Genomic DNA, 13364 nt, shown 5'->3' with positions numbered 1-13364 from the left:
TCCACCGGCAGGGTCATTGCACCAGGATCCGTCCTTTGACGGCACGCCACCGGAGGGTTTAAAGAGCGCGGCAGGTGCCGCATCCGAGCCCGCGAACAGGACCGGAGTAGAGTATTGCCAGTCAGATTGCAGCAGAGTTTGCCTGTCTTTCTGCCAGGCTGCGAGCGGAACGCGCCCGTGGCCCGCAGAGGTTTGCGCGATCTTGTCTTGCCTGCGCTGCGCCGTGCGGCGGCGAGGGTGATGCTTGCGGCCGCTCTGGCGGTGCCTGCCATGACCGGCACCGCTCCGGTTCAGGCTGAGACCTTGCCCGTTGCCTCGGACCAGTCTTCCGCTGCCACGGATGCCCGTATTGCCGGGGACGAGGCCCGGACCCGATTCGTTCTGGACCTGCAGGGGCAGGTGCCTTTCATCGTTTCAAATCTCGCCGATCCCTACCGCGTCATCATTGATCTGCCTTCCATGGAGTTCAAGCTGCCCGAGGGCTCGGGCACGGACGGGCGCGGTCTGATCCGGAGCTGGCGCTACGGCGTGTTTGCCAAGGGAAAGGCGCGGATCGTGCTGGACCTCACCGAGCCAGCCAAGGTGGACAAGAGCTTCGTTCTGGAAGCCATTGAAGACCAGCCGGCCCGGCTTGTTGTCGATCTTGTGAAGACCAGCCGTGAGGAATTTCTCGCCGAGGCCGAGCGCACCCATCAGCCGCTCAGCGCCCTTGTGACGGATGGCCAGCAGGCCGCGCCCAAGGCGAACAAGCTGACCTCGTCTGCGGGCAAGACCAAGCCTGTCGTTGTGCTGGACCCTGGCCATGGCGGCATTGATACGGGCGCCATCGGCGTGCACGGGACGCTTGAAAAGGCAGTGGTTCTCAGTTTTGCGCAAGTTCTGAAAAAGAAGCTGGAAGACACTGGCCATTATACGGTCTTCATGACCCGTGATGACGACACCTTCGTGCCGCTGCGCAAGCGGGTGCAGTTTGCCCGCGGCCACAACGCCGATCTCTTCGTCTCGATCCATGCGGACTCGGTGCGCAGTTACAAGGAAGAGGTGCGTGGCGCCACTGTCTACACACTTTCCGAAAAGGCGTCGGATACGCTCGCTGCCCAGATTGCAGCCTCGGAAAACCATTCGGATGTGCTGGCCGGGGTGGAGCTGAGCGAAGAACCGGCTGAAGTCGCTGATATTCTGGTCGATCTCGCCCGGCGGGAAGCAAAGATCTTTTCAAGCCATTTCTCAAAGATCCTTGTGGAAGAGCTGCGAAGTGCGGTGAAGCTGATCAACAATCCGCAGCGTTCCGCCGGTTTCATGGTGCTCAGGGCCCATGATGTGCCGTCCGTGCTGGTGGAGCTTGGCTATCTCTCCAACGAGCAGGACGAGAAGCTGCTGATTTCGCCGGAGTGGCGTGAGCGTACGGCAACAGCCGTCGCGGATGCGATCGAAGCCTTCTTCCAGCCGCGCTTTGCGATGGACAAGGGCGCTGCACGGGCGACAACGGCGGGGACAACGGCCAAGTAATTGCGCCGCAGGGCCTGCCTGTGCTTGCCGATGCCTCAGCATCGCCATATTGCTCGACGACTAAGGTCCCGAGGTAAACCCGGATTTCTGCCTGCTCCTGTGTCCAGTCTGCCCGGAATATGGTAGGGGACCGGCAGCAGCACTCTGGCCGGGAAGAAGCGAGCCCAAGGCATGAAATTTCTGATCAAGTTCTTCGGTTATCTGTTCGGCATCGGCGCGGTGCTGGGACTGCTGGTCGCTGCCGGCGTCTGGATCTATCTGGAGAAGCTGGGCGAGGACCTGCCGGACTATACGGCGCTGAAGAACTACGAGCCGCCGGTGATGACCCGCGTGCATGCCGCCGATGGCAGCCTGATGGCCGAATACGCCAAGCAGCGGCGTCTCTTCCTGCCGATCCAGGCCATGCCGGACATCCTGAAGGAAGCCTACATCTCGGCGGAAGACAAGAATTTCTACAGCCACGTCGGCATCGACCCTGAGGGTATTGCCCGTGCCGTGGTGCGCTTTGTGCAGAATTTCGGGTCTGGCCGGCGCCCCGAAGGCGCCTCGACGATCACGCAGCAGGTCGCCAAGAACTTCCTGCTGACCAACGAGCTTTCGGTCGACCGCAAGATCAAGGAAGCGATCCTGTCGCTGCGCATCGAGCAGGCCTATACCAAGGACGAGATTCTCGAGCTTTATCTCAACGAGATCTACCTTGGCCTCGGCGCCTATGGTGTGGCTGCGGCTTCGCTCGTCTATTTCGACAAGTCGGTGCATGAACTGACCCTTGAGGAAGCTGCCTATCTGGCGGCCCTGCCGAAGGCGCCGAACAATTACCATCCCTTCCGTGGCCGCGATCGCGCCATCGAGCGCCGCAACTGGGTGATCGACCGTATGGTCGAGAACGGCTACGTCAGCGCGGCCGATGCCGAGGCTGCCAAGGCAAAGCCCCTGACTGTGAAGCCGCGTGAAACCGGCTCCCAGCTGTTTGCTGCCGAGTACTTCACGGAAGAGGTCCGGCGTCAGGTTGCATCGATCTACGGCGAAAACAGCCTCTACGAAGGCGGTCTGTCTGTGCGGTCCTCGCTCGACCCGAAGATGCAGGCGACAGCCCGCAAGGTGCTGATGAACGGTCTTCTGGATTTCGATCAGAAGCGCGGCGGCGGCTGGCGCGGGCCGGTGACGACGATCCCTGTTGCGGGTGACTGGGGCGTCGAGCTTGGCAAGGTGGAGGCGTTCTCGGATCTGCCGGAGTGGCGTCTTGCAGTCGTGCTCGAGGCTGGTCAGAACACGGCACAGGTTGGTCTGCAGCCGCGCAAGCTTGTCAGCGGCGCGCTCGAGCCTGAGCGCGAAACCGCCACCCTGCAGCTGGAAGACATGAAGTGGGCACGCGTTTCCGGTCGTGCTCCCAATTCCGCCAGCGACGTGCTCAAACCGGGTGACGTGGTCTACGTCGAAATTCCGAAGAACGGCGGCCGCTACGAGCTGCGCCAGATCCCGCGCGTGTCCGGTGCGATGGTTGCGATGGACCCGTTCACGGGCCGCGTGCTGGCGCTGGTTGGCGGCTTCAGCTTTGCCCAGAGCGAGTTCAACCGTGCGACACAGGCGTGGCGCCAGCCCGGCTCGTCCTTCAAGCCCTTCGTTTATGCGGCCGCACTCGACAATGGCTACACCCCATCCAGTGTGGTTCTGGATGCGCCCATCGAGCTGGCGCAGGCCGGGCAGGCGACCTGGCGTCCGCAGAACTATGGCGGCAAGTTCTATGGCCCCTCGACGCTGCGCACAGGCATCGAGCTGTCGCGTAACCTCATGACCATCCGCCTTGCGCAGGATATGGGCATGCCGCTGGTTGCCGAATATGCCAAGCGTTTCGGCATCTACGACAACTTGATGCCGGTGCTCTCCATGTCGCTGGGGGCAGGCGAGACCACAGTGCTGCGCATGGTCACGGCCTATTCGATCCTCGCCAATGGCGGCCGCAAGGTGACGCCGACGCTGATCGACCGCATTCAGGACCGTTATGGCCGCACCATCTACAAGCATGACAGCCGTATCTGCGAGACCTGCGATGCCAATGACTGGACCGGTCAGGCCGAGCCGGAGCTGATCGACGAGCGTGAGCAGGTGCTCGATCCGATGACGGCCTATCAGATCACCTCGATGATGGAAGGCGTGGTTCAGCGCGGCACCGCCACCAGCGTGCGTGCGGTTGGCCGTCCGGTTGCCGGCAAGACCGGCACCACCAACGAGGAAAAGGACGCCTGGTTCGTCGGCTATACGCCGGATCTCGCGGTCGGCGTCTTCATCGGTTACGACCAGCCGCGGCCGATGGGACGCGGTGCGACGGGCGGCCTTGTCGCTGCGCCGATCTTCACCGAGTTCATGAAGGAAGCGCTGGCGGGCAGCCCGCCGGTCGAGTTCCGTGTGCCGAAGGGCCTGCAGCTGATCCCGATCAACCGGCACACCGGCATGCGCGCCGTCGCCGGGGCCGAAGGCACCATTCTGGAGTCCTTCAAGCCGGGCACCGCCCCGCCGGACACCTATTCGGTCATCGGCTTCGAGGACGAGATGGGCGTGCCGCGCACCGTTTCGCCGGAAGCTGGCGCGGCCGTGATGACCGGCACGGGCGGCCTTTATTGAACCATCTGCAGATCTGCCTGCGCGGGTAGCTGTTTACAGGACCTGCCTGCGCCGTTAGTCTCCGCCACGATTTGCGGCCACTGCCCCGGCAACGAGGCGGTGGCCGCGACATTCCTGAACTAGCTTTGAGAGGTATCCGATGCGCGCCGAGATGGAAGGCATCGTCGACGAAATCAAGCAGGCCATAAGCCTGCTGAGGAGGCATCTTTGACTGGGATCACGCTCTGGTCCGTCTGGACGAACTGAACGCCCTGTCCGAAGACCCTGCGATGTGGAATGACCCGTCCAAGGCGCAGAAGCTCATGCGTGAGCGGCAGCAGCTGGAAGATGGCATTACCGGCGTGCGCCGCCTCGAATCGGATCTTGCCGACAACATCGAGCTGATCGAGCTTGGCAGCGCCGATGGCGACAAGGACGTGGTCGAGGAAGCCGAAACGGCCATGCGCGGCCTCAAGGCCGAGGTGATGAAGCTGCAGATGGCATCACTGCTGTCCGGTGAAGCCGATGGCAACGACGCCTATCTGGAAATCAACTCGGGCGCCGGCGGCACGGAAAGCCAGGATTGGGCCAGCATGCTCCTGCGCATGTACCGCCGCTGGGCGGAGCGCAGTGGCTTCAAGGTCGAGCTTCTCGAATACCATGATGGCGAAGAAGCGGGCATCAAGTCGGCGACGCTGCTCATCAAGGGCGAGAACGCCTATGGCAAGCTGAAGACCGAATCGGGCGTGCACCGTCTGGTGCGTATCTCGCCCTATGACAGTCAGGCGCGCCGCCATACGAGCTTTGCCAGTGCCTGGGTCTATCCGGTGATCGATGACTCGATCGATATCGAGGTCAACGAAAGCGATTGCCGCATCGACACCTACCGCGCCTCCGGTGCCGGTGGCCAGCACGTCAACACCACCGACTCGGCCGTGCGCATCACGCATATCCCGACCGGTATCGTCGTGCAGTGCCAGAACGACCGCTCCCAGCACAAGAACCGCGCAACCGCCTGGTCGATGCTGAAGGCGCGCCTCTATGAGGCCGAACTGCAGAAGCGCGAAGAGGCGGCCAACGCCGAGGCGTCTTCCAAGACCTCGATCGGCTGGGGCCACCAGATCCGCTCCTACGTTCTGCAGCCCTACCAGATGGTGAAGGACCTGCGCACGGGCGTGGAAAGCTCCTCGCCGCAGGATGTGCTCGACGGCAAGATCGATGATTACATCGAAGCGGCCCTCGCGCAGCGCGTCTTCGGCGGCAAGGATGCCGAGGTTTCGGACATCGACTGAGCAGATCCATCCGGACTGCAAGACTGAAAAACCCCGCCGGAGTGCTCCGGCGGGGTTTTTGCTGGCATTTCAAGGGAATGGCGATCAGCGCTTCAGCAGACCGGAGACCCTGTCTCCTGTGCGGACGAAGGTCATCGGGTCCAGAGCCTCATCGTTCCGCCGCACTTCGTAATGGAGATGCGGGCCTGTGGAGCGGCCGGTGTTGCCGAGGCGGCCGACCTGATCGCCGGCGCGCACTTCGTCCCCCACGGCGACGGTGATGGCACTCATGTGGGCGTAGCGGGTCAGGTGCCCGTCAGGGTGCTCGATTTCCACCAGACGGCCATAGCCGCCCTGATAGGAGGCGGTGACCACCGTGCCCTGAGCCGTGGCGCGCACGGGCGTGCCGTAAGGCGCGCGGAAATCGATGCCCGTGTGCATGGCAAGACCGCCGAGGAACGGATCGATGCGGGGGCCGAAATCACTGGTGATCTGAGCTGCAGAAATGGGGCGGGCAAGGGGAATGGCGCCGACAGACTTGCGGACCTTGTTGCGCAGATCCAGAGCGGCTTCGGCGCGCTCGATCTTGTCGTCCAGGGTGGCTGCGGCAAGTGGCACGTAGGGACCGCCTGTGGCCTCCATGCTGCCTGCGAGATCGCTGAAGCGGTAGCCCAGAGGGCGGACGGCAGAGGCCAGCTGGCTGGTTTCATGCTCGGCCGCAAGCGTCACGGCATCCAGCGCTGCGTTGCTTTCTTCGCTGATCTTGTCCAATGCGGCGCCGATGCCCAGAAGGTCGTCACGCGGGGCTTCCACTTCCGGCAGCGGCTTGGCCGTCAGGCTGTCCTGTGCTGCGGGCAGGGGGGCAAAGGCGGAAAGGGGGCTGTCCATCAGGACGTTGTCGCTGCTGCCGCGCAGGCCAAGGGCCGCAAAGGGATTGTCCAGCGGCGCTTCCGGGCCGCCAATGGCCAGAAGGCTGCCGGAGGCGCCGGCATCCGAAAGCTGTTCGGGCTTGGCCGCAGGAATGGCCGGGCCGGAAACCACATCGAGCCCGCTGCGGGCGGCCTTGTCGAGAATGGCTGCGACCTTACCGTGCTGATCCAGAAGCTCGTTCTGCCGCTGCAGCAATGTGTCGATCATGCCTTCGACGGAGCGGCGCTCATACATCTGGCTGCTGGTCAGGCGGTCGATTTCGGCACGGAGATAGGCGATGCGGTTCTCGTAGACGGCTGCTTCCTGGGTGCGCTGGGTCAGGCGGCTTTCGATCAGGTCGTCGCGCATCACGAAATAGGCAGCGGCGGCCATATAGCCGGTGATGAAAAGGCCAAGGGTCAGACAGCTTCCGGCGGCGAGCCAGGGGCGGATGGTGAAGGTCCGGGTGCGTTCGCCGGTCGTGATGGTGACCTGATGCAGTGCCTTGCGCTTGCCGAACCCCTGACGGGCTCTTGAAGGAAAGTCTGACATGCCGTTTTCCATGCGTCCGGAAGGGGCGAGTTCTGCCCCGGTCAGGAATCATTAGAAACGGTTAAGGTTAACAAACACCTTTCCTGCCGTTCATACTTTGCCGTCAGGACAGTTTTCCTCAAGGAGAGAGCTTGACGAGGGGGCGGTAAAAGCCCGGCGTCAGACCAGCTTCGGAGCGGGCCCGGTCGTTGAAGGGCGGCTTCAGCGGGCCTCTGAAATGGGTGCGCACCAGTTCATGGAAGCGCGGTTCTGGCCGTTCGCCGTGGCGGTCGCACAGGAAGCGGAACCACTTGGCACCAAAAGCCACGTGATTCTTCTCGTCCCTGTAGATGATGCCGAGGATGCGGGCGGTTGCGTGATCGCCGAGGGCGGCAGCCTTCTCGATCATCGGCGGGGTGATGTCGAGGCCGCGCGCCTCCAGCACCAGCGGTATCACGGCCAGGCGCGCGGTCAGATCGTGCCCGGTGGCCTGTGCTGCCTGCCACAGGCCGTCATGGGCGGGCAGGCCGCCATAGGCAGCGCCGAGTTCCTGCAGCCGCTCCTCCAGCATGCTGAAGTGCTTGGCCTCCTCAAGCCCGACGCGCACCCAGTCGTCATAGTAGGAGCGAGGCATCGGCACATGCACGAAGCGGCCGATGATGTCCCAGGTCAGGTCCACCGCATTGAGTTCGATATGGGCCAGCGAGTGAAGCAGGGCGATCCTGCCCGCTTCGCCGCCAATGCTGCGCTTGGGCATGTCGCGCGGGGCCAGAAGCACCGGACGCTCCGGACGGCCGGGCCGGTCCGGCATCTGGGCTGAAGCGGATGGCGAGCCAAGGGCAAGGCTGCGGGCATACCAGAGCTTGGCGGTCTCATAGGCAAGGCGGACCTTTTCGGAAAGATCCGGCGTGCGCACGATGGCATTGGCGCGCCCGGCCAGCGTGTCCAGCGCCGGGGATGGAAATGTGCCGCTCATGCCCGAAAAGCCCCTTCAGCATCCGCAAGGCGCGGGGGCGCCGGATGTGCCGCCCCCACGCCTTGCGTTCAGAGTCCGCGCACTGCCTCTAGCACGGCGTCGACGTGGCCCTTGACCTTCACCTTGCGCCAGATCTGGGCGATCTTGCCGTCGGCTGCAACAAGGAAGGTGCTGCGCTCCACACCCATGTAGGTCTTGCCATACATGGACTTTTCCACCCACACGCCAAAGGCCTGGCAGACGGCGGTGTCCGGATCGGAAGCGATGTCGACGGTGAGGCTGTGCTTGCCCTTGAACCTGGCGTTCTTGGCAACCGGGTCCGGCGAAATGCCGATGACCTTTGCACCAAGCGCTTCGAACTGCGCCTTGGCCTGGCTGAAGGCAATGCATTCTTCGGTGCAGGCGGGCGTGTCAGCCTTGGGGTAGAAATAGATCACCACGGGGCTGCCCTGCAGGCTGGAAAGCTTCACTTTCTCTTCATCGCCGAGCAGCAGGTCAACGTCCGGTGCGGGGGCTGAAATGGTCAAATCGGTCATGCTGCCTTCCTCTTGTCATAGTCGGTGGATTTATCCGGAACGGTATTCAGTTGTCCGTGCTTGAGGCGCGCCTCGCGGCTGGCTTTGCTGCATAATGAAGTATCACAGCGGATCGGAGGATTCGCAGTCCCGGGACGAAAAAATGAAAAGGCTCTGAACGCTGTCTCCGCCGCAAGAACCGCAGAAAGCTCCTGTCATACGGAAAGAGCGCCGGTCTGGATTGGGCCGGAAGCTCACGCGCGCCTGCGGGTTCCTCTGCATTCTGGTGCTCGCCGCCGCTGCAGGGATTATCGGTCGGCTCTATTGGGGACCGGTCACCATACCTTTTGCACGGGAACTGGTTGAAGCCCGCGCCCGCGTGGTCAATGCCGATGTGTCGGTCGGTTCTGTAAGGCTGGACCTGTTTGCAGCGAGCGGCCCGCAGGTGGTCATCGATGATGCGGGGGTTACGGTCGGGGGCGATGTTGAAAGCCGCATTCTCCTGCCGCGCACCGAAGCCGTTCTCCAGTTCGCGCCGCTGCTCACCGGCGAGGTGAAATTCCGCAGTCTCGATATCGAGCGCCCGCGCATCACGCTGGAAGGCGGGGACGGGCCTGCCTTGATGCCGGAAATGAGCAGGATGATGGAAGCCGTTGACCGGATTGCACTTCTGGTGGACGAGGAACTGAGCCGCCGCAGCCTCGATGTGATCCGCGTCCGCGACGGGCGGCTGGAAATTTCCGGGCCGACCCCGCGCCTTATCGACAACATCGACGCATCGCTGGGGCGGGATGCAACGGGTGCCATCTATGCCGAAAGCACGGTCGAGGGGCGCATGGGCACCTGGCAGCTGGCCTTGCGGCGCGGTACGGATGCTGAAACCGGAGCCCGCGAGCTTGGGCTCTACATCAAGGATGTGTCGCTGGCCGAGCTCTTTCCGCTGAACGAGCAGGTGCGCTCCGGCCGGGGGCTCGGCCTGCCGCTGGAGCTCCAGTTCGGGGCGAGGCTGGACAAGGACGGGGTGTTCGACCGGGCAACCCTTGTTGGCCGCGCGGTGGACGGGTGGTTCCAGATCGGCACGACGACGATCCGCTACGATGAAGTGGCGGTTGGCCTTGCCTGGGAGGGGGAGGATCCGCGCATTCAGGTCATGCCGTCCCATGTGGTTCGGGGCAACACGCGCATCAGCTTTGACGGCGTGGTGACGCCGCCTGCCGCCGGGCAGCCTGACTGGAAGATCCTGATCGGCGCGGACAATCCTGTCTTCGGCTCTGCCGATGTGCAGGATGATCCGATCATGGCCGAGCGGGTGCATCTGAAGGCGCATTATGATCCGGCTGCTCGCAGCCTCTACATCGACAGGGCGCAGGTGCAATCGGGTCCGGCAAGCCTCAGCGCGGTTGGCACGGTGGACCTGAAGGATGATGGCCCCTATCTGGCGCTGGCGGTTGAGGTCAACGCCATGCCGGTGGCTCTGCTCAAGCAGATCTGGCCGATCACCCTGACGCCGCCGGCGCGGGCCTGGATCAGCAAGCACATGCTGTCTGGCCTCATCCGCGAGGCCAGCATCGACGTTTCGATTCGTCCCCCTGCCTTTGACGAGCACCATCCGGATCCGGGCTGGGGAACTGACGATGTGCGGCTCGACCTGGCGTTCGAAGACGTGGATGTGGCCCCGCTCGACACTTTGCCGCCCATCACAGGGCTTGACGGGACGATCACCATCGACAACGAGGTCCTGACCGTGTCCGGCCGGAACGGCAGGATTGTCGAGGGCGTTGGCAAGCCTGTTGCGGTTCAGGAAGGGACCTTCACAATTCAGCAGCTGGCGCTGCGCAGCATCAAGCCGGCCGATATTTCATTGAAGTTTGCAGGTGAGGCACAGGATCTCGGCAGCCTGATCAACCGGCCGCCGTTCCGCGCACTCGACAAGGCGCAGATGGGCGGTGGAACCTTCGGCGGCACCGGAGAGCTCGATGTGACGGCGCATTTTCCGCTGCGCCTGTCCATTGCGGTTGCCGATGTGGACTGGACGGCTGCGGCCCGGCTGAGCGGATTTTCCTCCACCCAGCCAGTGCGCGGGCACAAGATTTCCGGCGCCGACGTTGCCATTGAAGCCGACCCAAGGGAGGTGGCGGTCAAGGGCAAGGGCCGCATCGACGGGCTGGAGGCCAACATTGACCTGCTGGTTCCGGTGGAGGACGGGCAGGGCGAGCGCCGTCAGGATGTGGAGCTGAAAGTCTCCGCAGAAGAACTCGGCAAGCGCGGCATAGATCTGGGGTCTCTGGTCCGCGGGCAGATGGTGCTGAAGCTGGCTGAAACACCGGGCGGCCAGTCCTTTGACATCGACCTGACGGACACCTCGGTCAAGCTGGAGCAGATTGGCTGGGAGAAGGGGCCGGGTGTGCCGGCGAAAGCCAGATTCATCTTGAGTGAACAGGGCGACACCCGGCGGCTGAAGGCGTTTCAGCTGACCTCCGACGGTGTGGCCATCGGGGGCGAGGTGGTTCTTGGCAAGGACGGCGGCTTCCGGGAGGCCGATTTCGCCGGCTTCCAGATCAGGCCCGGAGATTCGGCCTCGCTCAAGATCACCCAGCAGCGCCGCAACCAGTACAAGGTGGTTTTCAACGGCGCACAGTTCGACGCGCGCGGGCTGATAAAGGCCCTGCTCGACAAGAAGGGCGGCTCTGACGCCAAGGACAAGACGATCTATGACATAGCCATCAAGGCTGGCCGGCTGCAGGGCTTCAACGGCGTTGTGGCGACGGATGTGGACGGCAAGGTGACCGGCGGCCCGGAGGGCATTGGCACCCTGGAGCTGAAGGGCGCCACGAACAACCGTGGTGCCTTCCGTTTCGAGATCAGCGGGAAGGGCGATACGCGCGCTGCCAGCGGCGATTTCGCCGATACGGGCGCTGTCCTGCGTTTCCTGGATGTCTATCCGCGCATGCGCGGGGGTACCGGCACCTTGCTGATTTCCATGCCGGAGGAAACCCAATGGTTCGGCACATTCGGCGTGCGCAATCTGTCGATCACGGAAGATCCGGCGATCCGGAAGCTGGCCGAGCTGCCCGTTTCGGCGCGCAATGAAACGGGCGCCGTGGTTGTGACCCAGTCCGTACGGGCCGGTGAAGCCTCGTTTGACCGGCTGGATCTGCGCTTCTCGCGCAAGGGCGAAATCATCACAGTCGAGGAAGGCCTGATGCAGGGAGCTGTCGTCGGCGGCACGGTTACGGGCGAGGTCGATCTCGGCCAGCGGACACTGGCACTGACGGGAACCTATGTGCCGGTCTTTGCGCTCAACAACCTGTTCAGCAAGATACCGCTGCTCGGCTTTGCCCTCGGCGGCGGTTCGGAAGAAGGGCTTTTTGGGGTGACCTACCGTCTGGCCGGCCCGATCAGCGCGCCCCAGCTGTCAGTCAATCCGGTCTCGGCCATTGCGCCGGGCATCTTCCGCAAGATGTTCGAGTTCCGCTGATACCAATGCTCGATGAGCTTGACTTCTCGAGCATTGGTTAAGCCCGTGCGGCGCTTGAGCATTTTCAAGGCGTGATGCGTCAGCATCGAAAGCCTTGGTATGAGAGCCTGCCGCCAGACAGTTTCCGGCACACCGTCTGCATATGAACAAAAGGCCCGGACCTTGCGGGCCGGGCCTTGCTGATTTTTTGTGCAACGGCAGATCAGGCCGGGCGCAGCAGCACGTGCTTCTTTTTGCCCATGGAAAGCTTGATCACGCCCTCGCCGGTGATGTCCGCCATGGACAGGCTGCGCTTGTCGTCGGTGACGGTCTCGTCATTCACCTTCAGCGCGCCGCCGGTGATGTTGCGGCGGGCTTCGCCGTTGGAGGCACAAAGGCCTGCACGCACGAAGGCCGCAAGAACGCCGAGACCGGCCTCCAGCTCTGCCTGCGGCAGCTCGACGGTCGGCAAACCCTCGGCCGTCTGGCCTTCCTCAAAGGCGCGGCGGGCGGTTTCGGCAGCGGCCTCTGCAGCCTCGCGGCCATGGATCATGGCGGTGGCTTCGGTGGCGAGGATCTTCTTGGCTTCGTTGATCTCCGCGCCCTGCAGCGCTGCAAGACGGGCGATCTCGTCCAGCGGCAGCACGGTGAAGAGCTTCATGAAGCGCTCCACATCCGCGTCCTCGGTGTTGCGCCAGTACTGCCAGTAGTCATAGGGCGACAGCTGGTCGGCATTGAGCCAGACCGCACCTGCGGCAGTCTTTCCCATCTTGGCGCCGGAGGCGGTGGTCAGCAGGGGTGCGGTGAGGGCGAAGGCCTCCACGCCTGCCTTGCGGCGAACCAGATCGACGCCTGAGAGAATGTTGGACCACTGGTCGGAACCGCCCATCTGCAGGCGGCAGCCGGTCTGCTGGTAGATCTCCAGATAGTCGTAGCCCTGCAGCAGCATGTAGTTGAATTCCAGGAAGGACAGGTGCTGCTCGCGCTCCAGCCGCAGGCGCACGCTGTCGCGCTGGATCATCTGGTTGACCGAGAAATGGCGCCCGATATCGCGCAGGAACTCCACATAGTTCAGCTTCATCAGCCAGTCGGCATTGTCCAGCATGATGGCATCCTTCGGGCCGTCACCGAAGGTAAGCAGCTTGTCGAAGATCTTGCGGATGCCGGCCTTGTTGGTCTCGATGTCGTCATCGGACAGGATCTTGCGGCTCTCGTCCTTGCCGGTGGGGTCGCCGACGCGTGTGGTGCCAGACCCCATCAGCGCGATCGGCCGGTGGCCGGTCTGCTGCAGCCAGTAGAGCATCATGATGGTGACGAGCGAACCGGCATGAAGGCTGGGCGCCGTGCAGTCAAAGCCGATATAGGCGGTCACGGTCTCGGTCGAGAGCAGCTTGTCGAGGCCCTCGGCGTCGGACATCTGGTGAATGAAGCCGCGCTCGTTGAGGACCTTCAGAAAACCGGACTTGTACTCGCTCATGTAACGTTTCCACGCGCTGGATGTTCGGGAGGTGAGTTGGTGTGTCTGGCTCTATACCGGCAGACAGCCGTTGTAAATCGGCAGGCATAGGCGGCGTGCACGTGCGGCGTCACGGATT

At 63.3% G+C, this 13364-nt stretch carries 8 protein-coding genes; 4 read left to right on the top strand and 4 right to left on the bottom strand.

The features are described from left to right. Positions 1-177 precede the first annotated feature (177 nt). From H163_RS0111355 to prfB, 3 genes are all read left to right on the top strand, one after another. Positions 178-1509, top strand: coding sequence for an N-acetylmuramoyl-L-alanine amidase (locus tag H163_RS0111355; protein WP_244296130.1), 1332 nt, complete (start codon positions 178-180; stop codon positions 1507-1509). A gap of 171 nt (positions 1510-1680) precedes the next feature. Further along, positions 1681-4131: a penicillin-binding protein 1A gene (locus H163_RS0111350; protein WP_019964701.1), complete on the top strand. Its 2451-nt coding sequence runs from the start codon at positions 1681-1683 to the stop codon at positions 4129-4131. A 139-nt stretch (positions 4132-4270) separates the two neighbouring features. Continuing rightward, positions 4271-5402 (top strand): peptide chain release factor 2 gene (gene prfB, locus H163_RS0111345; RefSeq protein ID WP_115336458.1). Its coding sequence is split into 2 segments (ribosomal slippage): positions 4271-4339 and positions 4341-5402, totalling 1131 coding nucleotides; the frame shifts between segments, so codons are not numbered across the junction. 84 nt (positions 5403-5486) lie between these two features. Here the strand turns inward: prfB and H163_RS0111340 are convergent. From H163_RS0111340 to bcp, 3 genes are all read right to left on the bottom strand, one after another. Continuing rightward, entirely contained in the window at positions 5487-6842 is a 1356-nt protein-coding gene (locus tag H163_RS0111340) for a M23 family metallopeptidase (RefSeq protein ID WP_026355737.1), read from the bottom strand. Between the two features lie 118 nt (positions 6843-6960). Further along, complete coding sequence (locus tag H163_RS0111335) at positions 6961-7797, bottom strand: ferritin-like domain-containing protein (RefSeq protein ID WP_019964698.1); 837 nt, start codon at positions 7795-7797, stop codon at positions 6961-6963. A gap of 68 nt (positions 7798-7865) precedes the next feature. Continuing rightward, on the bottom strand, positions 7866-8333 hold the full coding sequence (gene bcp, locus H163_RS0111330; RefSeq protein WP_019964697.1) for a thioredoxin-dependent thiol peroxidase: 468 nt from the start codon (positions 8331-8333) through the stop codon (positions 7866-7868). Positions 8334-8553: 220 nt separating this feature from the next. Between bcp and H163_RS22710 the strand changes: the two genes are divergently transcribed. Next, the gene (locus tag H163_RS22710) at positions 8554-11790 is read left to right on the top strand and encodes an AsmA-like C-terminal region-containing protein (protein ID WP_019964696.1); all 3237 of its coding nucleotides are present in this window, start codon (positions 8554-8556) and stop codon (positions 11788-11790) included. Between the two features lie 202 nt (positions 11791-11992). Here H163_RS22710 and tyrS read toward each other — a convergent pair whose 3' ends face one another. Beyond that, positions 11993-13246: a tyrosine--tRNA ligase gene (gene tyrS / locus H163_RS0111320; RefSeq protein WP_019964695.1), complete on the bottom strand. Its 1254-nt coding sequence runs from the start codon at positions 13244-13246 to the stop codon at positions 11993-11995. Between the last annotated feature and the right edge of the window lie 118 nt (positions 13247-13364).

Source organism: Pannonibacter phragmitetus DSM 14782, from assembly GCF_000382365.1.
Taxonomy (GTDB): domain Bacteria; phylum Pseudomonadota; class Alphaproteobacteria; order Rhizobiales; family Stappiaceae; genus Pannonibacter; species Pannonibacter phragmitetus.
Note: the sequence above shows the minus strand (reverse complement) of the source record. Positions and strands in the feature narration are given on the sequence as shown.

Bases quoted from the DNA above. Each gene is read 5' to 3' on its own strand.
- H163_RS0111350 (WP_019964701.1), top strand. From the start codon at position 1,681: ATGAAATTTCTGATCAAGTTCTTCGGTTATCTGTTCGGCATCGGCGCG.
- H163_RS0111340 (WP_026355737.1), bottom strand. From the start codon at position 6,842: ATGTCAGACTTTCCTTCAAGAGCCCGTCAGGGGTTCGGCAAGCGCAAG.
- H163_RS0111335 (WP_019964698.1), bottom strand. From the start codon at position 7,797: ATGAGCGGCACATTTCCATCCCCGGCGCTGGACACGCTGGCCGGGCGC.
- bcp (WP_019964697.1), bottom strand. From the start codon at position 8,333: ATGACCGATTTGACCATTTCAGCCCCCGCACCGGACGTTGACCTGCTG.
- tyrS (WP_019964695.1), bottom strand. From the start codon at position 13,246: ATGAGCGAGTACAAGTCCGGTTTTCTGAAGGTCCTCAACGAGCGCGGC.